This window comes from Paenibacillus lemnae (genome assembly GCF_012933385.1).
GTDB lineage: Bacteria > Bacillota > Bacilli > Paenibacillales > Paenibacillaceae > Paenibacillus_AQ > Paenibacillus_AQ lemnae.
The window spans coordinates 222,797-249,081 of record NZ_JABBPN010000004.1 but is presented as its reverse complement, the minus strand read 5'-3'; the positions used below and the strand labels follow the sequence as shown (position 1 = coordinate 249,081).

Here is a 26,285-nt window from a genome sequence, read left to right as displayed (position 1 = left end):
CCTTTCAAGATTGGGTTGATAATAAAAATCAGGAAACTATGCACGATCCAGCCTTACATATGTCATTAGGTCTTTTAGGCTGACTTTGTAGACATGTTCGATCCGGCCATTACGCTCCCTGACTTCTATCCGTTGTGCGAATTTGCTGTAAATGCGATTGATGTAGAGGTTATCGGCTGAAGCATGAAAAACGACAGTATGCACCCCCGGATGATCTTCTGCGATAATTTTAGCCAAGTCCCGGAGTCCTTCAAAAAAGATTCTGCTTCCTCGATAATTTTTGGCGAGCATGGCAGCGTCGATGAACACGTAATCTTGATCTTCATCGAAACGGTATTGAATAAAGGCGACCAGTTGATCTTCTGTGTCATGAAAGAGCAGAATTTGAGCATCGGTTACCGTATGTATCAGATGAACCAGTGCATCCTGGAGCATATAGTGATGATCGAATTCCCGGCAGTTATGCAGATAAAATCTCGAAAAGGAAGCATAATCCGCGTCAAGATGACATCGTCTGACGGTTGCTTTCATGATGTCCACGTCTCCTTTTTCATCATATTGAGATGATCTTCGTCTTGCTGTTTCCACATCTGTAAATATAGAGGACAACGTCTCAAGAGCTCATCATGACGGCCGCTGTCAACCAGCCTTCCTTCGTTCATGACGAAGATTACGTCAGCAGTATTGATGACAGAAAGACGGTGGGATATGATGACGGCAGTACGCTTTTTCGAGCGGTTTTGGATGGTATGGGTGACAGCGGCTTCGGACAGCGGATCCAGCGATGATGTAATTTCATCCAGGAGCAGCAGGTATGGTTCCCGAAGCAGTGCTCGTGCAATAGCAATCCGCTGCTTTTGTCCGCCGGAAAAGTTAGTGCCATCTTCAAGAACAGCGGTATCATAGCCATCTGGAAGTCCAGTAATAAATTCATGTAACGATGCCTGTTCTGCGGCTCTGACCACATCCTCCATAGAAGCGTCGGGCCTGCCGATCAGAATATTATCCTTAACCGTACCACGGAACAAAAAGCTGTCTTGAAATACAGTGCCAACCCGGCTGCGGTATGACTCTGCGTCCACGTGCAGGATATCGATTCCACCAACAGTCAGCCGGCCGCCGGAGGGCTGTCTCAGCCCCAGGATCAGCTGCAGGATCGTGCTCTTTCCGGAACCGCTGGGACCGACGAATGCGGCAGTTGTTCCAGCCGGAATAGTGAAGCTGATGCCTTGCAGCGCAGGTTCCTTGCCAGGATAACGAAACACGAGCCCATCGGCGATAATTTCAGGGCATGGCTGCAGTGCTGCTGAATCTTTCTGTTCAGCCTGTTGTTTCTCCTCATCTGTCAGCATCTCAGACAAACGTTCCAAACTGACACGAGCGCTGGCAAAGGAGGGGAGGATTGCCGTAAGATTATAAACCGCATTGCCCATCGATGTATAAATGGTGAAAAAGACGACCAGCGTACCCAGCGTAATTTGGCCCAAAAGGGCAAGATAGGATCCAAATCCGATAATGGAGAAGTTTACTAGCAGCAGGCTGATTATAGGCAGCCGGTCAAGCGAAGCGTTGGTCACATTGTAATGAACATGACGAATGAATAACTGCTGCAGCCGTTTCTCAAACTTGTGAATTTGTGTTTGTTGTACATGGAATCCTTGGATGATCATCTGGCCGCGGACATTTTCCTGAACATCCCCGGTCATGGCTTCCAGCTCATCACGATAAGCGCCATAAACTCTTCGCGCCCTTCGCGACAGCAGATACGGGCCCAAGTAGATCAGGCTGGCTCCCGCCAGGATGAGCAGGGCCATGCTCCACTGAAGAGTGAACAGAATGGCAACGCTGATGCTGACTACAGCAACCGATTGCAGTCCGATTGTCATCATGGACATCATGGCGCCTTCGATAGCGGGCAGATCCACTGTAAAGCGGGACACGTGCTCTCCAGCGCGGCTGGCCTGAAAGCGTTCCATGTTTAAATGCTGCAGGTGGGAGAACAATCGCCGCCTTAACTGCTGCTGCACCTCAGCTAGTATGGTGGCCAGCAGCCGGTCACTTATCAGTCCAGCGGCGACACCGCAGGCACCGATACTGCCGAGAATGCCGAGGATGAGGAAAAATGCGTTACGATCTCCCGGTTCAATGGCATAGTCGATCATAAATTTGAAACTAAGCGGCGCCAGGGACAAGACGGTCAGTTCAATGAATGACGTTAGGAAAAAAGCTATTGCCAAACCTCGGCGGGGACTCAGAAATGTTACAAAGTGACGGATGACGTTGCTCATGCTTCCTCCCGTTATAACTCAGGCCAAAGAGCGTGTCCCGAATGTAGATACATATTTTTGCAGATGCTTTACGTTTATCCTGTATTCGTCCAAACAACCCTGTGTCTGATCAACGGTAGATAGCAGATCGGCAAATCGTGAACATAATCTTCTAGTACGAGGCTCGCCCGGTATCCAAAACCTGATTTCCTCTACGCGCTCTTCCTCCTGATCCGACAGGTGACTGACGAGGAATTGAAGCGCTTCATAGAACATTCGGGTGCTCCGGTGATGTTCCACAATATATGCCACCTGAAGCTGGATCACATGCCGGTCCTTGTAATCTTGTTCACCGGTTCCGTGAATATAGCCGAATGCACCTGACAGCTGATCCTCATCATCAAAACAGAGCACAGCTGTACCTTCCATTAACAAAGGACTGGCGATATAACTCAGTGAAACAGGAAAGGGATACAACAAATTCAAATCGCTGTAATGTGCCAGCAAAAAGTCCATATACTGCTGTTGATAGTTATAAGTCGAACATACTGAAAAATAGCAGCTCATGATTCTCTAGCACCAGGTTTGAGAAGGTCTTCAGTCGCAGAAGTTGATCGGATCAAAGTCATCTTCCTTTCTTCATACCGGTTCAATATGCCTAAGATTCGACATCTTTTGAACTATTGTAATGAGTTATGTTTAAGTTTTGTTTAAGTATTGAAGGAAATCTGCAATTTTTTTCAACACCTGCTGAGTGACCTGCTATAATAGGGATAAATTACCTGTCAGCACCCGGAGGTTTCTTTAATGTTGATTACTGAGCCGGCTGGAAACAGCATGAAAAAACGGTTTTCGTTCCTGTTTGGTTTTGCCGCTGTGCTGGCCGCAGCTGTCCTGTTGGTTGTATGTGCAAAATGGCTGGCAGGAGATGATCCGACTCTTTTTACATCCACTATATATACTTCAGAACAAGGTAAGCTGGATGCCTCAGGCTGGAACGCCGAGGTGAATTCAAGCCTGATGCTGGACGGTGAATGGGAATTGTATTGGGGGAAGATGCTGAAACCGGAGGATTTTCGTTCTTTGGCCATGCCTTCACCAGTAATTGTAGATATACCCCAGCCGTGGACCGGATACTCGATAGACGGCAGGCCGCTGCCTAACGAAGGTTTTGCAACATATCGCCTCCGCATTCTTTTACCGGAAAGTCTTACTCGTACCCGTGAAAGTATAGGATTATACCCGAAAAGTATTGCTTCTGCTTATCAGCTCTGGGTGAACGGTGACTTGAAGGGCGGCAATGGATTAGTAGGAACTGACGCCTCAAGCACTACACCTCGGAGTTATCCCAAAACCATTTACTTTGAGCCTCGTGAAGGCTGGAACGAGATTATCATTCAAGTGTCGAATTACTCCCAGCGCAATGCCGGGATATGGCAGGGGGTGGAGCTTGGAACGGCTGACGGAATTGCATGGATGCGGGTATCACGCGTGTCTGCCCAGGTGTTCATTGTCGGTATCTTTTTTGTAATGGCGCTTTATTACTTCTTCGTATACGTTAACCGGAGGCAGGAGATCTCTGCATTTCTGTTCGGTTTGCTCTGCTTCTCGGTGGGGATCAGAACCATTGTACTGGGTGAGTCGACAGCCCTCTTTTTGCTGCCCGGCCTTCCCTGGGAGTGGGGGGTAAAGGCAGAATACATATCCATTGCTATGACCGCGCTGTGCTTGATTTTATTTGTGAGCAGGGAATATCCAAGGGAGTCCATATCCTGGGTGCCAAAGGCTGCAGGACTGGTGCTCGGCAGCTTTATCATCTTTTTCCTGATTACTCCGGCACGTGTATATACTTATTATCTGACTCCTTATATATGGGGAGTGCTGTTTCCCGTGCTTATGTACACCATGTATATTTACATTCTCTCAGCCATCCGGCGGCGAAAAGGCTCCATGACAACAGCGATCGGCTTCCTGTTCTTTACGATTTTTGCTTTAAACGACATGATGTTTTATACAGGACTGCTGCCGACTAACGATTTGCTGTCAATTGGCCTGCTCGCTTTTCTGCTTACCCAGGCATTGAATCTGTCGGCACGCTTCTCGCGGGCGATTGCGGAGAAAGAGCAGCTGTCGGAACAGCTTAGAGAGAATAACCGATCATTGGAACGCACTGTAGCAGAACGAACTCACTCCCTTCAAAAAAGCAATGCCCGGCTCCAGGAAGCCAACAAGAAGATGGAAGAATTCGAACATTTCCGTATACGGCTGCTCTCGAATATTTCTCATGAGCTCAGTACGCCGATCACCTCCATCAAAGGCTTCGCCAAAGCGCTCCGCGACGGTATCATCACGGCGGATGCTCCCAAGTATGCGAATCGGATTTATGAAAGATCTCTGCTGCTGGAACGAATGATTCATGATCTGGTTGAGCTGACTAAGCTGGAGACAAACCAGGTGAGATTTCATATGCAGGAGGTAGAGGTAGTGCCATTCCTGCAGGAATTATTCCTGAAGTATGAGTGGGAGATTGAGAGCAAAGGGATTCACTGTCAGATCCAGCTTCCTGAAGATGTAATTGGAGCGGGTTCTTTCATTAAAGTGGATTCTATCCGCATTGAGCAGGTGCTGTCGAACCTGATCTCTAATGCTGTTCGGTATACACCGGAAGATGGAGTGATTGTGCTGAAGCTTCAGATAGTCCGGTTGTCCGATGGAGGCTCTCGCGCTGTGGTTGGAGTGAGGGATACGGGTGTCGGTATTGATCGGGACATGCATCAACACATCTTCGAAAGGTTCGGGCAAGCCAAGCAGCAAACGGCCGTTCACCATAATGGATCCGGGCTGGGCCTGGCGATATGCAAAGAAATCATCCATTATCATCATGGAGAAATCAGGGTAGTCAGCGAGCCGGGAGAGGGAAGTGAGTTCAGTTTTGAGCTGCCGATCGTACAGAGGGGGGGCGCTTTAAGGTGACAGCAGTTAAAGAATGCAGCGAGATTCTGCTGGTGGAAGACGACAAGGATATCGCGGATTTAATTTCGATATATTTGAGTAATCAACATTACATCACATACATTGCGTCCTCACTTGCAGAAGCTGCGATTCAGCTGGAAATCCGGAAGCCGCATCTGATTATTTGTGATATTATGCTGCCTGATGGTAAGGGAACTGACTGGATTCAAGCAGTGAAGAGCCGATCGGATGTGCCGGTCATCTTTCTCAGCAGCCTGAAGGAAGCGGAGGATGTGATACAGGGGCTTGAGTATGCCGATGATTATATTACCAAACCGTTCGATCCTGACGTGATGGTAGCGCGGGTTCGGGCCAGGCTCAGGCGGCTGGCCGTGGGGAAGGTTAACGCAGATGCAGGCGGTCATTTATGGAGCGACGGGCGCTTGGACATCCACTTCGGACGTCTAGAGGTTCGCGTGAACGGGAAAGAAGTGAGTCTGCCGGCAAAAGAGCTGCAGCTTCTGCTTCATATGGCGCGGTATCCGGACCGTGTGTTCAGTGTCGAGCAGCTGTTCGAACAGATCTGGGGACTCGATAGCGGTAGCGACAGCCGCACTGTCATGGTTCACATCCACAATCTCCGGCGTAAAATTGAGGATGAAGCTTCAGGCCATCGTTACATCGGCACGGTGCGGGGCATTGGATACAAGTTTTTGCGCGTATAGTTTTAGATTCGCACGCAGGGTTGAACCACCCCTCTTAGGTATGATGAGGGGCTTTTTTTGCTGCTGCGCGGTAAAGACCAGATGAGTTAGGCGCGTGCGAGCGGTCTTGTGGTCGAATGTATGTGGAAAACCACATACATCGGTACTTGCGAGCGGTCTAGGGACGAAATGTATGTGGAAAACCATATACATTCCAGCGTGTGTGGGATCTGTCTGCAACTATTCCACAGATGTGAAGGTCTATCTAGTAGAGTTAAAGGAGGAGCGGCATGATGGATGAATGAAAAGAACGTACAAATGATGGAGACTCAAGACATAACTGCACTGATGAAAACGTACGGTGAGGCCGTATGGAACTACGCCTACTTTTTATCGCGTAATCATGCTGCTGCAGATGATATTGCTCAAGAGACTTTTATTCGTGCATATAAATATATGAATAATTATCGCGGTGAAGCCTCAGTGAAAACCTGGCTGCTGCGTATTGCACGGAATCGCTGGTACTCCTTTCGAAGCACCAGTTTTGTCAAACGTGTTGTCCATAAACCGGAAGCAATATCCGGCATGACCGCACAATCCGCGGAGGATGAGGCATTGGAACAATCACTTAGCACAGATGTGTGGAAACTGGTGTATCAGCTGCCTTTAAAAGATCGGGAAGTATTGATATTAGCGATTCATTATGAACTTACGATGGAGGAACTGGCCGGCACTCTCGGCATCTCGTTATCTGCTGCAAAATCCAGGCTGCAGAGAGCCAGACAAAGAGCAAAAGCGCGATGGGAAGGGGCTGACCAATCATGACGAAGAAAAACGCAGAATGGGACGATGAACTAAAGACAAAGCCGTTTACGCAAAACCACTTTACCCCGCAAATGGTGGCACAGGTGGAGCAGCGTGTGAAAACCAAAAGAAGCACTTTTCGAAAATGGGTTATGACGGCCGCTGTGCTTTCTGTTCTTTTGGGTGTTTTTTGGCTGGGTTACGAATCATGGCCTTCCGGTTCTGTGCAGTCATTAACGCAGGCCGTCACTGTCGAGAAGGAACCTCACCAGCAAGCAGAGGAGATCATTTTTTCGGATACAGATGGCAACCAGGTGCCGCTTCCCTTGCGAATAATTAAAGCTGAACTTCACGTGGACGACGGTACAAATGAAGACCTTCATCCATTTTCAATACCTGATGCCGTGAACTATAAAATTCCACCGGAAGTGAAGGATGCACTGCAAGCGGTCCTGGTTTATCGGGATGACATGATGTCTGGATATGTGCTGCTTGCACCGATCGGCTGGGATGCTTCCGCTAGCGTCGGAGCGAATGGTTCTTTTGGGGTAACCTTGACCAATCCAGCCAATAAGGAGCAGAGCCTGCGATTTTCAGACACTGCCGGATCCTGCCAGGGGTGTGCTATCAACAGCATTGGTACTTATTTTCCTGAACAAGCAGGCTGGGCAGAAGAGCAAGGTTTTGCAGTATATGAGCCGTTATCATTTGCAGATTGGGAGCAGCGGGGAGCGACAGGGGAAGATGCGAGTACTGCAGCTTATACTACCCGTGCTAACGATGGGTTTTATGAAAAGGGTGTCGCATTTTACGAGAAACATCCAAGCGGCAAGTGGTTTCTGTTTCGCCAATTGAAATTCACTCTTTCAGAAAACATATCCCTGGTGGACCAGAGCTATGAGGTGATTTTGGATCTTTTTGCGGCTCACCATGGACCGCTGATTGTACCGCTAACCCATGCTGATTCAATCACCTCTGAAATACCTGTAAAAATGGATCCCGGCACAATTCTCACATATCGTCTGAACGATGAATCTATGCTGACATATGATATAAAATATGATGAATACGATGCGAAGTCGCAACAGACTGATGTAAGACAGGAAGCTGCAGACTTAGAAGCAAGAAAATCGGAAGATGACTATATTGCGTCAATTAAGGATTCTGTAAAACATTTACCTGTCGTAGATTTAGGGTTTGATCTTCCAGCTCCGGCTCCGGGTGTGGCTGTTATGTATGGTTCTGACGGCTACATTAATCGTGTATGGAAGATTAAAGATAAGTGAGCTTTTAGGTGTTGCTTAAACGAAGGGACAATTTTATAATACAAAAAATAATATACGAACAAGTTAATGGAGTAAAGTATGCCCCGTCTCAATTCCCAAACGGAATAGAGGCGGGGTTTTGTGCGTGGGCAGAAGTACATGAGGGATGAAGCATGAGTTTTAACAATGAGCATGATCAATGGTTGTCCGGCCATCTCAAGCGTAGAAAAGGTGAGCGGCTGGATGCATTAAAGCGTGGTCACGGATTTGGTAATCGATTGTTTATCGAACACGTGTGGTGGCCGCTTGCCATTTATTGAGCCATATTGTCCACTTGTCGCATATGTTGAACATATTGAACCAGCTGCATTTTTTGCTGCTCGATATCCAGGATTCGCCGAGACATGTCCTCAAAAAAAGCCTCAATCTGGTTTTTAAGAACATTAGCGGAGTGACCCTTCCAGTTTTGTAGAGAAGCGTACAAACTTCTAGCTTCCTGCTCATCCATACGAAGTTGTGCTAGCAACTCGGTTAAATGTCTCTCTGCCCGCAGTAAATCATCGAGCTCAACTCGTATTTCACCATTCATTTTAAACCCTCCAAGAGCTTGATTTGTCTGTGTTATCAGCTGTTATCAGTTTGTTCGAACAAGTCAGCCTTAGTATTGATGTAGTATAGAATATCGTTCGTTTGCTGTAAACGTGCTTGACTCATAGAGGCGATAGAAGTATTGAGCTGCTGGACAATAGGCTCGAGTCTCCGGCTATGACTGGAATGCATATATGTGTAGAGCCTCTGTCTTATTCCTTCAATTTCGGCGTGACTATACTTAGCGTTTAATTTCCATCGTTCCGCAACACTTCGAAGTTCACTCGGGGTTACCTGTATGGTTCCAGCATTGGCGGAGTCCGCAGCTTTGGACATCACCCCGGCAAAAGCTGCCAATGAACTCACTGCACCTGTAATTGCTCCCGTAATTCGTTCTTTCACTTCTTCTGCCATATTAGAGGAAGAAGGGATGCGAGGAGATTCAATAGGCTCGCCCGTAACTCCATCGAATAATGGATTCGAGATGTAGCCGTCTTTAAATTTGTATTGATTAAGAGAGTGGTAACTGTTAGGGCCAGAGAAAGAGTTTGTGAGTTTCTCTTTGATATTCAAGATGTTATCTTCTGGGTTAGCATCTTGGTAGTTGGAATCTATATAGTAGGTTGATCCTACGTGACCATCGTAGCCACCGAGCGCGCCACTACCGACAATGTCTTTCGGGTGAGCGAAATTGATAATCTGATCATCGAATGCGCCTTCTTCAGCTTTTTTTCTCATTTCTAATGTTAGGCTGGGCACAACGGACGGAGCGCTGAAGGTAACAGCTGTCATCCCTGTGTAAGCAGCAGCATATTGTGCATTAGCACCACCCAGGGAATGACCAGTCAAAGAGAATTTAAAATGTTTGTATTTTTCCTGCATCTCTTTAGCGTAGTCTTCGGCTTGATAGTTTTGATTTGTTCCAGGTAATGTAAAAAATTTCTCGACTGCTTTTTCGCGTTCGTCAATCCAGTTGTTAAGTTTGGGTATCCCTAATGCATCGTCTATTTTGCTCATGGGTTCGTCCCAAGGATGAGGCGGTTTCATCTTTCTTTTTACTTCATCGAACCCGATATCAAGATCATTTAAAAAATCTTGGAGGGCTCTATCTGTTCCGTTTTGTAATTCTGTTCCTCGAAAAGCGATGACTGCTTCATTCGTTTTTTCATTTACGAAAGTTACCGCATCAAATCCAGTTGATGTATTACTTCTAGTGTCCTCTAAAACTTTCCAATCAGGAAAATCTCTAAATGTAGTGTCTTTTTCATGAGTACCATAGGCAGCATCAGACATCATTTTATAAGTCTCATCATTAATTCTATAAGAAGTTGTCAATTAAGGATTCCTCCAAAACTTATTTTTTCTCATAGGGGTCATATCCATTAGCTCTAATTGCAGCAACCAATTCAGGACTCATTCCGAAATTGAATGTTTCATTCGTTTGATAATTGACTGAAATACTGAAATGTTGTTCTTTGTTCCCTATGACATTCCCTTCTAATATGACTTCAATATTTATATATTGGGGTAGTAACTTTTCTCCTGTTATTTCAACATCTAACTCATATTCATCTCTTAAATGCTTCACAGCAATGGTTTTAGCTTTATCAATGATTCCTTGATCTTCACTTTTTTGGACAACTTCACCGTTACCATTGTTATTATTTTTCTTCATCTGTTGACAACCTCCAAGCATCAAAATGATTGCAATAAATCCAACAGAAGCTATATACAAAATGGATCTAGCTTTAATATTAATCAGCTCCTTTGATCATACTAACAGGTTTCAGATGTAACGGGGATTTGCTTTCAGGTTGTGTATATAATAATTGTATTTCGCAAGAAATTCAATATTTTGTAAATGGTTAGTCCGTTTCTATGATGTGATTTAACATTTTTATTATTGAATTATGCAGAGTTTATGAAATGAATTAGGCAACGATCATACCTTTTAAAATTACCCTAACGATTATCAAAGGGTTCATATCCCTTGGCTCTGATTGCAGCAATTAGTTCGGGGCTCATTCCGAGTTCAGAAATTTCATTTTTATTATAATTGATAAAGATGTTGAAGCTTTGTTCCTTATTCCCGACCACATTTCCTTCAAAAATGACTTCGGTAGTTACATATGCGGGTAGTAACTTTTCTCCTGTAATTTCAACTTCCAACGCATATTCATCTTTTAAATGCTTGGTAGCAGTGGCTTTAGCCATATCGATTATTGCTTGATCTTCACTGTTGTGGACAACTCTATAGTTGTCATCGAGATTCGTTTCTTTTACCTGTTGACATCCCCCAAGCATCAAAGTAATTGCAACAAGTAGAAGTATTGCTATATACGTACTGGATCCTACTTTTATAAAAATCAGCTCCTTCAATATTCCTAATGAAACGATCTCAATGTAAGGTATGCCGGAGGGAGTATTATTTTGCTTTTAATACATTCAAAAGGATCGTATCCATCATTTATTAGTTTTTCTTTTAGCTGAGGGGTTATTAAAAATCCAGAAACTTCTTGAGTGTTATAATTTACTGAAATATTGAAAGCATGATCTTCAAGTCCAACAACGTTTTCTTCTAAATCTACCTCAGATATAATATATGTTGGATGTTTTTTTGACTTGTGATTTCAACGTCCAAATTGTATTTATCTTTGAAGTATTGAACAGCAGTAGCTTTCGTTTCGTTCATCGTCCTGATCATTGTTATTTATTTTGATCTGTTGACTTCCTCCGAGCATGAAGATGATTGCAATAAGTCCAAGGGAAGTTACATACAGAATAGATTTAGGTCTAATATTAATCAACTCCTTTGATCATGACTGATTACGCAGAGGCCGAAGCAATATGAACTGGGTAACGATTATGACTTCTGCAAAAACTTTAACGATTAATGTATGGTTCATATCCCTTGGCTCTAATCGCAGCCACTAATTCGGGACTCATAGCGAAAAACTTAAATTTGGAAAGGGTAGTTATAGCAATTTCAATATTATGTAAATTAGTTGTTCGTTAAATTCATAACCATCATCGTTGAAAGATGAAACGTACCCTGTATAAGGAATATTCTAATTTTAATTTTTTATAAATTTTAGTTCGCACACAGTGGGTAGAGGAAAGGCAACTTCAAATATAAAGCGCGGGAAAAGTTGGTTATTAGCACACAACAAAAAGAACCCGCATCCGCGGGTTCCTTTTACTTATTCAGCTCTTCCTTATTCTTCTCCCTTGGCCACCGGATTCCCCTCATACGAGATCCAGTCGCTCCAGCTGCCGGCATACAGCTTGACGCTGCTGTAACCGGCTTCCTTGAGGGCCAGCACGTTGGGGCAGGCGGACACGCCGGAGCCGCAGTATACAATAATCTCATGATCTAGCGGAATTTCTGCAAACATCATTTTGATCTCATCGCGTGATTTCCATCGTCCTTGAGCATTCAGCAGATCTTTCCAGAAGTAATTCACCGCACCCGGGATATGACCGGCTGTATGGTCAATAGGTTCTTCCAGTCCTGCATAACGACGGGTCTCGCGTGAGTCGATCAGAAGAGGGGCACCAGATTTCGATGCTTGCCGTACTTCCTCCATATCACTGAGCATGACTGGCTGAGCTTTAGGCTCATAAGAAGCTGGAATCACAATTGGAACATCAGCCGTCACGGGATAGTGGGCGTCCTTCCAAGAGGAAAACCCTTCGTCCATGATATAAGCCTGCTCATGACCAGTATATTTCAGCATCCACCAGAGCCGGCTGGCCACCATCCCGCCTTGATCATCATAAATGACCACACGGGAGCTCTGGCTAATACCGGCTTTCCCGAAGACCTGCGAGATATGTGATACCTCTGGCAGCGGATGGCGTCCTCCATGCTGTGAGACTGGAGCAGAGAGGTCAGTCTCCAGGTCCATATACACGGCCCGGGGAATATGGGCTTCTTCATAAGCCAGTCTGCCTTTATCACGATCACCTAATGTAAAGCGGCAATCGACGATGATCAGATCATGTTCATATAAACGGGCAAGCAGCCACTGTTTAGATACCCTATAGCTCATGCAGCATCACACCACCTTCACAGCCTATATATTAACGTTCAGCTTGGTTAGCCGGTTTTGCCCAGCTGCTCCATAAACTGATTGACCTGAGCAGAGCATTTGGATAAGGTCGTAGCTGCCACTTCATACTTTGCCGCCAGTTCGCTTTGTGTCACCGGAATGTCCAGTGCTTTTGTACACAGCTGATCCAGGGCCGCTTTGAAACCACCCGGTTTACGGAACTTCGGAGATTCCTTCTGACAGAACCCGTTCCAGATAATGAGCGCATTATAGAAGAAAAATAATTTCTCGGTCTCATTATATTCATAATCTTCGTACAGCTGTGGAAAAAGTTCTTCCGCCAGTTCACGATAAGAAGGCTGGTTCCATTTCATTTGGCCGATTCGTGTCATAAGCTCGTCCAGACTGGAAGGAGCGTTGAGCATAGCCAGTTTCTCATCTTGTGAAGGCTCGATATGACGCCGGGGTCCACCGGAACGGCGATCTTTCTCCATACAGCATTTTTTATATTTTTTGCCGCTGCCGCAGTGACAGGCATCATTTCTACCTATCTTTTCCAAAACATTCACTCCTCAGATTGTGGTTAACGGTTAGTTAGTAAGTCTCTATTCCTATCATAAAAGATAATGCGTGGTTTGACCACCTGTTTGCTGAGGTTAGTAGGAAATTGTTTATATTTTCTTGGTTTTTATGACAAATACATAGAAGTTATGACAAATTTTAAGGAAAAACATACCTGTTATGAGTCAACATCTGTGATATGATGTAAGGCATTGGAAGAGGAACGGATCTTGGAAAGGAGAAGTGATGGATATGGGTTTTGATATGAAAGGGTTTGAAGAATTTAACAGCAGCCCAGAAGAGCTGGACCAGAAGACTAGGGAGCTTGAGAACAATCGGAGTGTTCCGGTGGAACAGGTTTTAACGCCGGACTTTATGGCCAAATATGCGAACTCGGCATCCGTGGAACACTTTTTTGAAGCAGGTGGTTTTCTTGTTAAGAACGATGAGGATTTCGATGCTCTTCCGCAAGAGCCGCTGGATCAATATGTTCGGGAAACCTCATCGTTTGATTCGTTTCAGGACATGGTTGACAAAGCCGTCCGTGAGTATATTGTACGTAATCTTGGATTTTAACTGATGATCAGCTGAGCTGCCGAGAGAACAGATGTTGTTCTCAGGCAGTTTTTTTATCCACGCTTCACTCTCCTGGCTATTCACGGAACTCATGCTTAAGAAATTATCAGCCCTGTGATTGTATGATTCATACGAAGCTCAAAGTAAGATTGTACCTAACGACAAATTTAATGAAATCTGCTTATAGAAGGACATGAAACATAATATAAAATATTCGTATGTTTGTAATATACTATCACCTAAATCAGGCCGCTAGGGGTGATTAAATGTTTCATGATCAATGGCATTTCGAACGGCAGCAGGTGATCTGGTACCGATGAGCGAGAGATTTATTGAAGCTGTTAGGCGATGGGCAGATCGTGTACTTGAGGCGGGAAAGGATCGGTACGGAGACAAACAAACTCCTTTGCTTGTAGATGGGGTCCGCGTCGAGAATGGGGAGCCGGTTGCATGGCTGTCCCAAGGAGAAGAGTGGATATTGTCCAATCCGGCCAACCAACAGAATTTATTTCGTACTTTGACAGGGCTTAGCCAGTTGACAGGAGATCAGCGTTATATTAAGGCAGCGCGCCTGGCGACGGAGTATGCCTTGAAACATCTAAGGTATGGAGACCTGATGTGTTGGGGCGGACATATGGCATATGATCTTAATTCCAAGAAGCAGATCCATGCTTCTGATAAAGGACCGCAGCATGAACTAAAATGCCATTATCCATTTTATGAATTTATGCTTGAGATCAACCGCACCGAGACTCAAAAGATGATTGAGGCAATGTGGGAAAGTCACGTAAGGGATTGGAATAACCTGGAGTTTAATCGCCACGGCCAGCCCAAGGAATATGAGGGTACAACCTATAAGCAGGGCGGGGTATGGGACCGCTCGTATCGTTCAGACCCGGTTTTTTTTACTGGAAAAGGATTGACATTCGTTAATGCGGGCAGTGATCTTTATTATTCAGCTGCTGTTGTTGGGGCTCTTACAAAACAGGAGGCTCCGATTGAATGGGCTGAAAGGCTTGCCGCACGGTACGCGGAGACTGCTCATCCAGAAACAGGAATGACCGGGTATCAGTTTAGTATTAGCGAACTGCCGGGACAGCGAGGTGACCGGGCAGCCCATCAGTTCGGTGAGCAGCTGGCTAATGACCAGCCGATTGAAGCAACGTTATCTGTACCTGGTCAGATTCATGCGATTGCAGGTGAATCGGCTCTGTGCCGTATGGCCATTTACGACCTGCTGGGAGAAAGAGGCCGCCGTTTTCTCGATTGGGCACTCGCTGATCTTCAGGCATACGGCCGGTATGCATATGACGAGAGGAAGAATGTTTTTCATCCTGTACTTACGAACGGCAAGCGTTTGACCGGACTGGTGCTGGAGAAAGACGGTTATTATGGCCGGCGCGGAGAGGCACTTTCTTCAAAACCGGCTGACGGCCTCATGTTCTGGTCTTATGCAGCAGGATACCGCCGTTCGGAGGACCCTGAATTGTGGCATATTGTCCGAAACATGGGGCGTGGTCTTGGCCTAGGGGATTTAGATAAATTGCGTCAAGCCGGTACATTACTACCCTGCGGAACCAAATGTTCGAATACACATGTTTTATTCGGACTCCTGGAACTCGCCGCTATTCATCCCGAGAGTCACTATCTGACACTTGCCGAAGAGATCGGAGATCATATTCTGGCAAACACTTTCCACCATGGTTTCTTTCTTCCGAGCAAACGCCATGTGTATGCTAGATTTGATTCCATCGACCCTTTAGCATTACTGCACCTTTCAGCTGAAATGCAAGGAAACCGGAGTGTCATACCGAGTTATTTCGGCGGGAAAGCTTTTTTTGCAGCGGACTATGATGGAAATGGACACAGATACGATAGCTCCTTCATCTATTCACTTGTCAAAGACTAGAGGCGACGGCGCATGTCATCACTGGAGCTTCAGTTTGGCTGTTCCTTCAATTGTTGAATAGCAAATGACACAATACATGTGAGGTGAATCATTTTGTCTGGAAGAACATATACCAATCCTATTCGGTCCGGATTTCATCCGGATCCATCGATCGTACGTGTCGTGGATGATTACTATATGGTGAATTCTACGTTTCAATACTTTCCGGCCATCGTCATTTCTCATTCTAAGGACATGGTACATTGGCGTTATATCGGACATGCCATTACATCAAGCAGCTATTTAGAACTGAATGACCTTCCTGATTCCTACGGAATATGGGCACCCGATATCTCCTATTATAACGGGTATTTTTATATATGTGCCACGCTGAGGTTGAATGGTGCGGGGCGGGCAAACTTAATGATGAAATCGAGTAAGCCGGAAGGTCCATATACGAAGCCGGTTGTTATCAATACGGAAGGGATAGACCCTTCGCACTTCGTAGATGATGACGGAACTCACTATATGGCTTACGGAAGTAAAGGGACCAAGATTGTCGAGCTCAATGATGAATGTACCAAAGTGGTAGGCGAACCTGTCTTGTTGTGGGAAGGATCTGGAAAATCTGCTCCAGAAGGGCCGCATATTCTGAAAAGGGAAGACTATTACTATATCATTATGGCCGAGGGTGGAACGGAATATGGACACTGCGTAACGGCTTCGAGATCGAGGCAGCTGCTTGGTCCTTATGAACCCTGTCCTTTTAATCCTGTACATACGCAGAGCAATCCTATTGCAGCCATTCAGAGAGCCGGACACGGCAAGCTTGTCGAAACTCAGAATGGTGAGTGGTGGATGGTTTATTTAGCCGGGCGCCCGTTGGATGGAGGATTTTGTACACTCGGAAGAGAAACTTGTTTGGATCCGGTGCACTGGAGAGCAGACGGGTGGTTTGAGGTGAATGAAAGCCGTGGACCGAGCGAAGTTCAACGAGCTCCTTCACTAGAGGAATCTCCGTACCACGAGCCGATGCAGGATGAATTCGATACGCCGAACCTGCCGCTGCATTGGCAGTTTGTCAGAAACCCGGAAGTCGGTCAGTGGTCACTTGAAGAAAAGCCGGGCTGGGTGCGTATATGGACAGGTGAGGCTGATTTATCTTCGATCGGTGCTCGGAATGTGCTTGTCCGGAGAGAGAGGCATCATATCTACACAGCTCGAATGAAGCTGGAGTTCCGGCCGGAACAGAACGGGGAACAGGCCGGGTTAATCTGTTACTATGACAGCCGCTGCTATATTAAATTATGTCTAATTTATGAAAGCGGGCCGAAGCTTCAACTGCACGAGAATAGAGCTAGAGAACATTCTTTCATAGCAGGCTGCGAAGTGTCATACAAAGATGTTGTTTATTTGCGCGTTGATGTCGATCATGCGGTCAGAAAATTTTCCTATAGTTTGGATGGGGAGGAATGGAACTTGATCGGCACTGTAGAGGATGCTCGCTTTTTAAGTGACGAAGGAACGCAGGAGAAGAAAGCGTTTACCGGAACAATGGTCGGTTTTTATGCCAGCAATGGGGGATCTGGGCGCCGTATACCTGCAGATATTGATTGGTTCCAGTACGAAAGAATTTCAGATTAAATTAAGAAAAACCATGTCTTCTCCTTGGAGAAAACATGGTTTTTCTATATACTCAATCGATCCGAAGGAGAAAAACAACTTAAAGGGCAGCTGACTGAAGCTGGTTCCAAACATTTAAGGATGGCTGTACACAGCCTGTTTCGTAAACTTACCTTGCCGCACCTTCCCGTTTACGGAAGAACGTCTTCAAGGCCTCATATACCTCGGATTTATCCTTGATAATGTGATACAGAAACGGCTCCAGCTTAATATTCTTATATGCCGACATCAAGGTGCTGCTGCGATTGTACTGGTTCACTTCACCATAGCCGAACATGTTGCTTACCTTCAGCAGTTCCTCAATTAGCTTGACGCAGCGTTCATTGTCAGAGGTGAGATTATCGCCGTCCGAGAAGTGAAAGGGATAAATGTTATATTTAGCGGGCGGGTAGCGCCGGTTAATAATGTCCAGTGCCTTAATATAAGCGGAAGAACAGATGGTGCCTCCGCTTTCTCCACGTGTGAAAAACTCCTCCTCTGTTACTTCCTTGGCTTCCGTATGGTGGGCAATAAACACGATCTCCACTTTTTCATATTGTCTGCGCAGAAAGCGCGTCATCCAGAAGAAGAAGCTGCGGGCACAGTATTTTTCAAAGGAACCCATGGATCCGGACGTATCCATCATCGCGATGATGACGGCATTGGACTCCGGAATGACGGTATCATCCCAGGTTTTGTAGCGAAGATCATCGGGACTGATATGATGAATGCCAGGATTGCCGGTTGTGGCGTTACGCTTCAGATTTTCCAGTATCGTCCGTTTCTTATCGATGTTGGACATGATCCCTTTTTTACGGATATCATTAAAAATAATAGACTGGGTTTCGATCTGTTCCTTGTCTTTAGGCTGCAGCAGGGGGAGCTCGAGTTCCTCGAACAGCATATTCTCGAGTTCCTCCATGTCCACCTCGGTTTCAACCACGTCCTGTCCCGGTTTGTCGCCGGCTTTTTCTCCCTGGCCGGGCTGCTGATGTGCCGGATCCCTTCCCAATACATCTCCAACCTTGCTGTCTCCGTCACCCTGTCCGACATGTTTTTGTTTCTGATAATTGTAAATAAATCGGTATTCGTCGAGACTCCGGATCGGCACTTTGATGATCTGTTTGCCGTCGGACAGAATAATATTTTCTTCTGTAATGAGGTCGGGCAGGTTCTGCTTGATGACCTCCTTGATTTTGCGTTGATGGCGAACCTGATCCTGATATCCTTTGCGGTGCAGCGACCAATCCTCTCGGGATACGATGAAAGAGCGTTCTGTCATACGTCCACCTCCTGTTTGAGCTAGCATGATCCGGATGAAGTCTTCTAGCTATTGTATGCGTATGGATGGTGCGTATGATTGCAGGCAAGCCTATTTCAGAGTGGATTCCTGATGGAAGGCTTAATCTTCCTCCTCTTGTGGACCAGAACCCATCTCTCTCAAAAAAGCGTCAAGATCCGAAAGCGGCACGGGTTTGCTGAAAAAATATCCCTGGACCAGACCGCAGTATTTGTCACTAACGATTTTAAACTGTTCAGCCGTCTCAACGCCCTCTGCACAGCATTCCAGATTCAAGCCCCTGGCGAGACTTAGAATGGTGTCAAAGACAGCCATATTTGCAGGACTCAGCGTCATATCGCGCACAAAAGCCCGATCGATTTTGATCATGTGCAGCGGAAGAGATTTTACAAGTGACAAGGAGGAATTGCCGGTTCCGAAATCGTCCAAGGCAATCTGGACACCCAGGGTAATTAAATCATTTAAATGTCGGATCGTCAGCTCCAGGTTTCGGATGGCAACGCTTTCGGTAATCTCCAGACACAGCAGTTCAGCAGGCAGTCCGGTATGGGTCAATATACGTTCGACCTGACTCACAAAATGCATATCTGTAAATTGGTCAGCACTAATATTCACCGACACAATCAGCGGTTCAAAGCCCTGATCAAGAAGGAGTTTATTATCACTGCACGCTTGGGAAAGCACCCATTCGCTGATCGGCAGAATAAGTCCGGTCTCTTCAGCGAGCGGAATGAATTTCAGAGGTGTTATCATACCGTGTTCCGGTGAAAACCAGCGGATGAGCGCTTCCATGCCGACAATGCGGCTGCTCTCCGTATCATACTGCGGCTGGTAATACAGTTGGAACTCCTTGTTATCGAGCGCTCCGCGGATATGATTCTCCAGCGTCAGCCGCTCCAATGAGACGGTACTCATTCTCGGATCATAGGACTGGACCTGGTTTTTACCGTTTTCTTTGGCATGGTACATGGCCAGGTCGGCATTTTTCACCAAAGTTTCCTGATCGGTGCCGTGCTCTGGAAAATAACTGATCCCGATGGAGGGAGTCACAAAAACAAAATGCCCGTCGATCCGGAATTGGGACCCCATGGAGCTGACAATTTGTTCAGCAAGACGAGCCGCGTCCTTAGGTTGATCTAATCGTCCACTTAAAATGATGAATTCATCTCCGCCTAACCGTGCGACCATATCGCCTGGACCCGTCAGGCTGTGGAGCAGCCGCGCGATCTGCTGGAGCAGCTTGTCGCCAACCGAATGCCCGAGACTGTCGTTAATGTTCTTGAAGCGATCCAGATCAAGCAGCATAACAGCAAAACGTCCGCCTGCACGGCAGCGTTCGGCAATTTGTTCGTAGATGTGCCTGCGGTTAGGCAAATCTGTCAGGGCATCATGGTAAGCGATGTAGCGAATGCGCTCCTCCGAAAGCTTTCGTTCTGTAATGTCCACAATGGAGCCAATCATACGCAGTGGGGTTCCATCAGCGTCTCGTATGGCTTCACCTGCTGCGGAAACCCATGCATAATGATTGTCAGCCTGTCTAAGGCGGAATTCCGCATGGAACAGCATATGCTCACGAAAATGCTGCTGGATGATTCGGATTAATCCGCGCCTATCATCAGGATAAATACGTTCAAATAATTCTTTCGCATGCATATTAGTACCGATATTTCCAAGGATGCGAATGATTTTCTTGTTCCAGGAAATTTCATGATTCTTAAGATCCCAGTCGAAAATACCATCATTGGTCGTAGAGGTGACGATTTCAATCCGAGCTTCGCGGTCGCGAGCTTCCTGATACATTGCTTCGCGTTCCAGAGTGTAAGCCACAAGATCAAGGCTGTGCGTCATGGTATCAAACTTATAATTGCTGGTCCGGTTATTATCATCGATTCTCCCGATCAGAACCATATAGCCCCATTCACGGTCTTCTGTACGAATTGTATGGATCGAAAGTGCTTCATCCGGTTTCATTAAGGAATGTAGAGAGGAGGGAGGGAAACACTGCTCCTCGTACGTTTCTCCTGCGGCCAGAGGTGATTCGGTTTTACTGGTATAGATACTGTCTATAGTCAGCGAACCGCTTGCATTCCACAATGCCAGGCACGCCCAGGAATAATCCGTAAATTTTAACCAGGATAAATCTTTAATTTTACTGCCATCAGCACGAACCATTTCATGAGCGATATGATGATTCCGCTGGATGACCCGGGCAAGATAATCAATGGTTTCCTGCGCATTTTTTGCAGGCATTTCAACACTGGGAATATAACTTTCCGTAGGTTTGCAGCCACAGGATTCACGGATAACGAGCGCAGTTGGTTCTTTATACAGATGGGCTGTCTGTTCCATCCCGCCATCCATTTGTTGAAGCAGAATTTCTGCCATGTGACTGCCTCTGCTGAAGAGCGGCTGTTCTACGGATGTTATCGATTTCTGACGGGCTGCATCCATGTTATCAAAACCAATAATTGCAATATCATCCGGTACGGATAATCCCCACTGCCGGATGGTTTCTGCGATTCCGATGGCCATCATATCGGAAGCAACAGTCACTGCTGTGAATGGAAATCCTCGCTGCTTCATGAGATTAGCTGCATGAACTCCATTGGCTTCCCAGAGGTCATCCATATCGTACACTAACTCCGGATCATACGGGATGTCATGTTCGTTCAGTGCCCGCAAGTATCCTTCATGACGAAGCAGACATTCGGGATTCTTGCTGCTGAATACACTGGCAATCCGCTGATGTCCATGCTGAATCAGATGACTTGTAGAATCGTAACCTCCCTGTTCATTGTTTACGATGAAGATTCCAGCATTATGAAAACCACCTTGGTAGGGACTGCAAATGATAGGTTTTCCGGTTTTTTCAAGCTGTTCTATATAACTTGGATCGGTGACGGCATTCAGCAGCACGATCCAGGCGCCGATTTCTTCCATGCCCAAAAAGCGCTGATAGGTTACTCGTGACATTTGGGAATCCATCGTTTGAAACAGGATAAGGTGGGCATTATTTGTTCTGACAGCATGATGAATTCCTTGAAGGATCCCGTTAAAATAGAACCCGTCCAGAAGCGGGGTCAAAACTCCTATGGTTTTAGTATTCATATTTGCACCAGCCTCATAGTCGGATATGTGTATGAAATCTTTTAATTCTCTCTATAATATCCTACTTCCTGCGTAATTTTTAACAAAATTTTGATAGTGAAGAACATATAACCCTGCATCCAAGGGGATACAGGGTCTCGAGATATGGTTCACGCCTTACTCAACCGTTCAATACAAAAATAAACATACCCAGGATCGTAACTAAAACAACACCGTTAATGATGGCTCCGACGATCGCGATGGCCCGTTTGCTGTTTTTGTTGTAACTTCCGAACAGTCCGAGAACAAGACCGGTCAGGTTCAAGGCAACCACAAAAACAAAAATGGCGGCGAGGGTGGTCATGGCCTCAAGCGCTTCCTTGGGCAGCTCCGTAACCGGTCCTTGAGGTGTGACATACGGTTCAATCATCGCCGTACCAAATGAAGCCATGACGATGTATCCCAGGAGGGTGATCACGGCAATGGCTAATGAAGCGATTCCCAATTTGGAGGTTCTGCGATCCTCGCGGGGAGTGCGGCCGGCTGCTGCTTGGGTAGAAGCAGGTTTTAATGAGTCGGGCCTGGAGGATTGTTCAGACATCGTTATGTATTCTCTCCTTCCTTATATGTTACTAAGATTTCATAAAATGCTGCTAAAATCAAGTCACAGGCCTTGAAACCTGCTGGAAAAGCAAAGCGGTATCCGTTACACTGAGAACGTATGACAAGATCATCACATGAGGAGCTGGTTAGCATTGCAGTGGAGTAGAAAATGGATCGCTTGGGGCGCCCTGATTATGGCCTTGTCGGTGGCGATTGGAGCCTTCGGAGCGCATATGCTGGAAAATCAGATCAGTGAAGATGCGCTGGCTACCTTTGAAACAGGAGTCCATTATCATATGATACATGGTTTGGCCCTTATTTTGACAGGTCTGGCCGGCATCGGATTAGGTGCATCCCGTAAGCTGTACTGGGCAGGATGCCTCTTTGTGATTGGAATTGTAATTTTTTCAGGAAGTTTATATGTATTGTCACTTAGCGGGACCAAATGGCTGGGAGCGATTACGCCTATCGGCGGCGTATCTTTTATTGCGGGATGGATTATGCTGGCTTTAGGAGCTTTGGGATCTTCAAGATCACAAAAGTAAACAAATCAACAAAACGGCTGACCTTTTCCGAGTAAAGGGTCCGCCGTTTTTTTATGGAAGTGTCAACTGGTGCTGAATTCATCGATTTCATTGATGTTAAAAGTGTATACTTGCTTCTCATCTACATGGTATACCGTGACCAGGCGATTCTTTTCATCATAATTTAAAATGCGGCAGGGAAGACTGAATTTCTTTCCTTGTCGGTTCGTGGTTAATCGGATCAGGCGGTTATCTTTGGAGTAGATCTTGATTAATTCCGTAGGATCAGAAGAAGATTCAGGTACGTCGGATACGGTCTGTTCCGCAGGCTGCTTCTTGGTCTTCTCGGTCACCGCTGGTGAAACTTTCTCGGTCGCTGCTGCTGCTTTCGTGATGACAGACCTTTTCTTGGCTTCAATCAGCTGATCAATCATTCCACCCAGTTCCATGCCTGATTTAATTCGGTAATCAGCAATATGTTGACTCTGATTTAGGGTTTCCAGCAAATGCTGCAGGGCAAATGCATTGGAGGGGCTTTTTACAAGAATATCTACATTAAATAAAAAGCCGTTGTTCTCTGGGGGAGTGCTGTTATTCATAAGTTTGTCGTTCACCAGCTTTCACAATGTTTCCTATAGACAACTATATCACACCTTTCAAATTTTCATAGTCTAAATGTCATACGTTCGTCATGTAATTTACATAAAGGTCTTTCGTCATGGCAAGCCATTTGCACCATTTCAGATGAGTCGGAATACACTTGAAGCAGATGCCTTTGAGGAGGTGTACTGCTTGGTAACTTTGATTCCTATTCAAATCGAAGGACACACTGTGATGGCGGTGGAGGTCAAGCTGCCGAAAACGACATTGCTGGCGGTTTACACACAGCGGGGTTACATTATGTGCGGGGCTTTGGATGTGCAGCTGTTGAATGAGAAGCTGGCCGACAGACAGATTATTGCAGGCAGGGCCGTAGGAGTACGGACCATTGATGATCTCCTGGAAGCTCCCCTGGAATCGGTCACCGTGGAGGCGGAAAGATGGGGCATTCACGCGGGACTGAAAGGCAAGGATGCACTAATGCGCATGTTATAACAAACCACATGAGAAAGGGACGGCCAGTAAGCGGCACGTCCCTTTTGTAATTATTTGTTTTGTTTCTCGAACAGGGTTTTCAGGCTTTCCTCATAGGGAGCCCTGACGACACCTTTTTCGGTAATAATGGCAGTTACATACTCATTCGGCGTAACATCAAATGCCGGGTTAAATACCTGGACACCCGGGGGTGCGGTCCGTTTCCCGAAGCTTTCCGTAATTTCCTCAGCCGGCCGCTCTTCGATCGGAATATCCGCCCCTGTCGGGGTGTTTAAATCAATGGTCGAGAGCGGGGAGGCGACATAAAAAGGAATGCCATGGGCTTTTGCCAGAACCGCTACGCCATACGTGCCGATTTTGTTAGCGACATCGCCGTTCGCTGCTACTCGGTCGGTGCCGACGATAACGGCCTGAATCCATCCCTTGGACATGACCATGGCGGCCATGTTGTCGGCCAGGAGAGTTACATCAATACCGGCCTGCTGGAGCTCAAATGCGGTGAGCCGGGCTCCTTGAAGCACAGGCCGGGTCTCATCAGCGAATACTTTAAATGAGATGCCCTGTTCCTGAGCCAGATACATCGGTGCCAGAGCGGTGCCGTATCGAGCAGTAGCAAGGCCGCCGGCATTGCAGTGCGTCAGGATGCCCATTCCCTCCTGGATCAAAGGCAGGGCATGAACACCGATCTGCCGGCATACTTCTTCATCTTCCGCACGGATATCATTGGCTTCTGCCAGCAGTTTTTCATTCAGATTTTCAATAGACATCAGTGTTTCTGCCAGCTGTCCGGCGACGAGCTTCATCCGGTCCAGTGCCCAAAATAGATTAACGGCAGTCGGACGGGAGGTTGCCAGGTAAGCGCAAGCTTTACGGACATTTTCAAACCATTCCGCCGGGAGGCTGCCTTTATACTGGAGTCCGGCAAGAACGACACCGTAAGCTGCGGCGATGCCAATGGCAGGCGCACCACGAACTTTCATGGAATGAATGCCTTCCCACACTTCTTCAGGCGTAAACAGCTTGAGGTGTACAATTTCTTCCGGCAGCAGGCGCTGATCCAGCATAAGAAGATGGTCGCCGCCCCATGACAGGGAAGTTAATGGAGCACTCATAAAGACACCTCCGTCTCATGGACGGTTTGCTGCACCAGCTGAATGAGCTGTTCTGCACTGCTGATACTGCGATGATGACGAACCAATGCTTTACCGATTGCCAGTGATTTGCGCTGTGAAGCTTCCCGGATCTCGTCATTTTTTATGCCTTCAATATCGGCAACGTGAGACAGCCCCACAATCCGGCGGATCATCTTGCAGCCTGCAAAGCCAGCCGCATCGCGCAGAACTTCTGCAATATAATGATCCTGATACCCTGGTGTCCGGGACATTTCATCCTGCAGATCCTTGTCCCATAATTGACGGAAATTATTCTCAAAATGCTTCCATACGTCAGTACACATATTCAGCAGCCGCTGCTGCCGGCCGGAAAGGATAGTCTCATCCTCACTCCAACCAGGCTGGGATGCATAATTCAGAAGCAGATTGGCAATGACGGCTCCGATATCGAAGCCCATCGGTCCGTAATACGCAAACTCAGGATCGATGACCATGGTGGAGTCCGGTGTTACAAATATACTGCCAGTATGGAGATCTCCGTGGAGAAGCGCTTGTCCGCGTGTGAGAAACTTGTCGCGGAGCAGTGCAACCTCAAAGTGGAGCTGGGTATCATTGCGAAGCGCTTTTGCTTCATCAGCAATAGCATCGGAATAATTGTTGTTGGGTGAATCCCGGTAAGGATCTTCGAAAATCAGATCTTCTGTAATTTTGCACAGATCTGGATTGACAAACTGCCCTGCGAGCACCTTTTTCTCCTGTTGATTCATACCCAAATCAGACGTATAAAACAGTGTGTTTGCCATAAAGCGTCCGATATGCTGGGCAAAGTTAGGATATACACCGCCTTCAATAAGGCCTTTTCTCATAATCGTGAAACGGCTGAGATCCTCCATAACCGTATAAGCCATTTCATCCGAATAGGCGTATACTTCCGGAACGAGATCAGGACAAAGCTTGTGCTGAATTTGCAGAGCCTGGCGTTCGATCCGGGCACGGTCCAGAGAGAGCGGCCAGGATTCGCCTACGACTTTTGCATAAGGAACAGCCTGTTTGATAATGATACTTTTATCCGAGTGTTTATCTGTCACGTGAAAAACAAGGTTCAGGTTTCCGTCACCGATTTCACGGCAGCTTAAATCTGAGTCAGCTGAAAAGTGTCCCGAGATACTCTTGGCAAGCTCGATGGCTTCTTCAACGGACAGCGGATGATATGCGGGCATGATGCCACCTCCATATATATTGTAA

The 26,285-nt window shown here is 46.4% G+C and carries 25 protein-coding genes; 10 read left to right on the top strand and 15 right to left on the bottom strand.

The features are described from left to right. Window positions 1–36: 36 nt before the first annotated feature. From HII30_RS07135 to HII30_RS07125, 3 genes are read right to left on the bottom strand one after another with little or no spacing between them, the layout of a single operon-like run. Window positions 37–531 carry a GNAT family N-acetyltransferase gene (locus HII30_RS07135; RefSeq protein ID WP_169504327.1) on the bottom strand — a complete coding sequence of 165 codons (495 nt, stop codon included), beginning with the start codon at window positions 529–531 and terminating at the stop codon, window positions 37–39. Then, window positions 528–2,288 carry an ABC transporter ATP-binding protein gene (locus tag HII30_RS07130; protein ID WP_169504326.1) on the bottom strand — a complete coding sequence of 587 codons (1,761 nt, stop codon included), beginning with the start codon at window positions 2,286–2,288 and terminating at the stop codon, window positions 528–530. Before HII30_RS07130 ends, HII30_RS07135 begins: the two co-directional genes overlap by 4 nt. A gap of 18 nt (window positions 2,289–2,306) precedes the next feature. Next, window positions 2,307–2,834 carry a hypothetical protein gene (locus HII30_RS07125; RefSeq protein ID WP_169504325.1) on the bottom strand — a complete coding sequence of 176 codons (528 nt, stop codon included), beginning with the start codon at window positions 2,832–2,834 and terminating at the stop codon, window positions 2,307–2,309. 240 nt (window positions 2,835–3,074) lie between these two features. Between HII30_RS07125 and HII30_RS07120 the strand changes: the two genes are divergently transcribed. From HII30_RS07120 to HII30_RS07100, 5 genes are all read left to right on the top strand, one after another. Beyond that, a complete protein-coding gene (locus HII30_RS07120; protein WP_169504324.1) occupies window positions 3,075–5,240 on the top strand; it encodes a sensor histidine kinase in 2,166 nt (721 codons plus the stop codon). Beyond that, window positions 5,237–5,944: a winged helix-turn-helix domain-containing protein gene (locus HII30_RS07115; protein ID WP_169504323.1), complete on the top strand. Its 708-nt coding sequence runs from the start codon at window positions 5,237–5,239 to the stop codon at window positions 5,942–5,944. Before HII30_RS07120 ends, HII30_RS07115 begins: the two co-directional genes overlap by 4 nt. Window positions 5,945–6,220: 276 nt before the next feature. After that, window positions 6,221–6,748: an RNA polymerase sigma factor gene (locus tag HII30_RS07110; protein WP_169504322.1), complete on the top strand. Its 528-nt coding sequence runs from the start codon at window positions 6,221–6,223 to the stop codon at window positions 6,746–6,748. 143 nt (window positions 6,749–6,891) lie between these two features. Further along, window positions 6,892–8,013, top strand: coding sequence for a DUF4850 domain-containing protein (locus HII30_RS07105; RefSeq protein ID WP_211184458.1), 1,122 nt, complete (start codon window positions 6,892–6,894; stop codon window positions 8,011–8,013). A gap of 152 nt (window positions 8,014–8,165) precedes the next feature. Then, a complete protein-coding gene (locus tag HII30_RS07100; RefSeq protein WP_169504119.1) occupies window positions 8,166–8,312 on the top strand; it encodes a hypothetical protein in 147 nt (48 codons plus the stop codon). Here the strand turns inward: HII30_RS07100 and HII30_RS07095 are convergent. The 6 genes from HII30_RS07095 to HII30_RS21580 all read right to left on the bottom strand — a co-directional run bounded on the left by HII30_RS07095 (window position 8,306) and on the right by HII30_RS21580 (window position 13,192). Continuing rightward, window positions 8,306–8,581, bottom strand: a complete 276-nt coding sequence (locus tag HII30_RS07095; RefSeq protein WP_169504320.1) for a hypothetical protein — start codon at window positions 8,579–8,581, stop codon at window positions 8,306–8,308. The two genes, HII30_RS07100 and HII30_RS07095, sit on opposite strands and share 7 nt — an antisense overlap. 35 nt (window positions 8,582–8,616) lie before the next feature. Continuing rightward, window positions 8,617–9,876 carry a Tle-like phospholipase domain-containing protein gene (locus HII30_RS07090; protein ID WP_169504366.1) on the bottom strand — a complete coding sequence of 420 codons (1,260 nt, stop codon included), beginning with the start codon at window positions 9,874–9,876 and terminating at the stop codon, window positions 8,617–8,619. Between the two features lie 58 nt (window positions 9,877–9,934). Then, on the bottom strand, window positions 9,935–10,255 hold the full coding sequence (locus HII30_RS07085; RefSeq protein ID WP_169504319.1) for a hypothetical protein: 321 nt from the start codon (window positions 10,253–10,255) through the stop codon (window positions 9,935–9,937). 287 nt (window positions 10,256–10,542) lie between these two features. Next, window positions 10,543–10,959 (bottom strand): hypothetical protein, encoded by a 417-nt coding sequence (locus HII30_RS07080; RefSeq protein ID WP_169504318.1) that lies wholly within the window; start codon window positions 10,957–10,959, stop codon window positions 10,543–10,545. Window positions 10,960–11,795: 836 nt separating this feature from the next. Next, window positions 11,796–12,632, bottom strand: a complete 837-nt coding sequence (locus HII30_RS07075; protein ID WP_169504317.1) for a sulfurtransferase — start codon at window positions 12,630–12,632, stop codon at window positions 11,796–11,798. Window positions 12,633–12,679: 47 nt separating this feature from the next. Then, on the bottom strand, window positions 12,680–13,192 hold the full coding sequence (locus tag HII30_RS21580; protein WP_246246165.1) for an SEC-C metal-binding domain-containing protein: 513 nt from the start codon (window positions 13,190–13,192) through the stop codon (window positions 12,680–12,682). 253 nt (window positions 13,193–13,445) lie between these two features. Here HII30_RS21580 and HII30_RS07065 point away from each other — a divergent pair, with 253 nt between their 5' ends. The 3 genes from HII30_RS07065 (at window position 13,446) to HII30_RS07055 (ending at window position 17,301) form a co-directional block, all read left to right on the top strand. Beyond that, window positions 13,446–13,769 carry a hypothetical protein gene (locus HII30_RS07065; RefSeq protein ID WP_169504316.1) on the top strand — a complete coding sequence of 108 codons (324 nt, stop codon included), beginning with the start codon at window positions 13,446–13,448 and terminating at the stop codon, window positions 13,767–13,769. 280 nt (window positions 13,770–14,049) lie between these two features. Next, window positions 14,050–15,678 carry a hypothetical protein gene (locus HII30_RS07060; RefSeq protein ID WP_169504315.1) on the top strand — a complete coding sequence of 543 codons (1,629 nt, stop codon included), beginning with the start codon at window positions 14,050–14,052 and terminating at the stop codon, window positions 15,676–15,678. Window positions 15,679–15,771: 93 nt separating this feature from the next. Then, window positions 15,772–17,301: a glycoside hydrolase family 43 protein gene (locus HII30_RS07055; protein ID WP_169504314.1), complete on the top strand. Its 1,530-nt coding sequence runs from the start codon at window positions 15,772–15,774 to the stop codon at window positions 17,299–17,301. A 148-nt stretch (window positions 17,302–17,449) separates the two neighbouring features. On the opposite strand, the gene yhbH is transcribed toward HII30_RS07055, so the two are convergent. From yhbH to HII30_RS07040, 3 genes are all read right to left on the bottom strand, one after another. Beyond that, the gene (gene yhbH / locus HII30_RS07050) at window positions 17,450–18,601 is read right to left on the bottom strand and encodes a sporulation protein YhbH (RefSeq protein ID WP_169504313.1); all 1,152 of its coding nucleotides are present in this window, start codon (window positions 18,599–18,601) and stop codon (window positions 17,450–17,452) included. 120 nt (window positions 18,602–18,721) lie between these two features. Continuing rightward, complete coding sequence (locus HII30_RS07045) at window positions 18,722–21,727, bottom strand: EAL domain-containing protein (protein WP_169504312.1); 3,006 nt, start codon at window positions 21,725–21,727, stop codon at window positions 18,722–18,724. A 160-nt stretch (window positions 21,728–21,887) separates the two neighbouring features. Further along, window positions 21,888–22,307, bottom strand: a complete 420-nt coding sequence (locus tag HII30_RS07040) for a hypothetical protein (RefSeq protein WP_169504311.1) — start codon at window positions 22,305–22,307, stop codon at window positions 21,888–21,890. Between the two features lie 196 nt (window positions 22,308–22,503). On the opposite strand from HII30_RS07040, the gene HII30_RS07035 reads away from it, so the two are divergent. Further along, a complete protein-coding gene (locus HII30_RS07035) occupies window positions 22,504–22,854 on the top strand; it encodes a DUF423 domain-containing protein (protein ID WP_246246179.1) in 351 nt (116 codons plus the stop codon). 62 nt (window positions 22,855–22,916) lie between these two features. On the opposite strand, the gene HII30_RS07030 is transcribed toward HII30_RS07035, so the two are convergent. Beyond that, window positions 22,917–23,432, bottom strand: coding sequence for a hypothetical protein (locus tag HII30_RS07030; protein ID WP_169504309.1), 516 nt, complete (start codon window positions 23,430–23,432; stop codon window positions 22,917–22,919). Between the two features lie 193 nt (window positions 23,433–23,625). Between HII30_RS07030 and HII30_RS07025 the strand changes: the two genes are divergently transcribed. Beyond that, window positions 23,626–23,928: a YunC family protein gene (locus HII30_RS07025; protein ID WP_169504308.1), complete on the top strand. Its 303-nt coding sequence runs from the start codon at window positions 23,626–23,628 to the stop codon at window positions 23,926–23,928. Between the two features lie 50 nt (window positions 23,929–23,978). On the opposite strand, the gene mtnA is transcribed toward HII30_RS07025, so the two are convergent. Together mtnA and mtnK are read right to left on the bottom strand one after the other, a co-directional pair. Next, window positions 23,979–25,040, bottom strand: a complete 1,062-nt coding sequence (mtnA, locus tag HII30_RS07020; RefSeq protein ID WP_169504307.1) for an S-methyl-5-thioribose-1-phosphate isomerase — start codon at window positions 25,038–25,040, stop codon at window positions 23,979–23,981. Continuing rightward, a complete protein-coding gene (mtnK, locus tag HII30_RS07015) occupies window positions 25,037–26,260 on the bottom strand; it encodes an S-methyl-5-thioribose kinase (protein ID WP_169504306.1) in 1,224 nt (407 codons plus the stop codon). The genes mtnA and mtnK overlap by 4 nt, the downstream gene beginning before the upstream one ends. Window positions 26,261–26,285 lie beyond the last annotated feature (25 nt).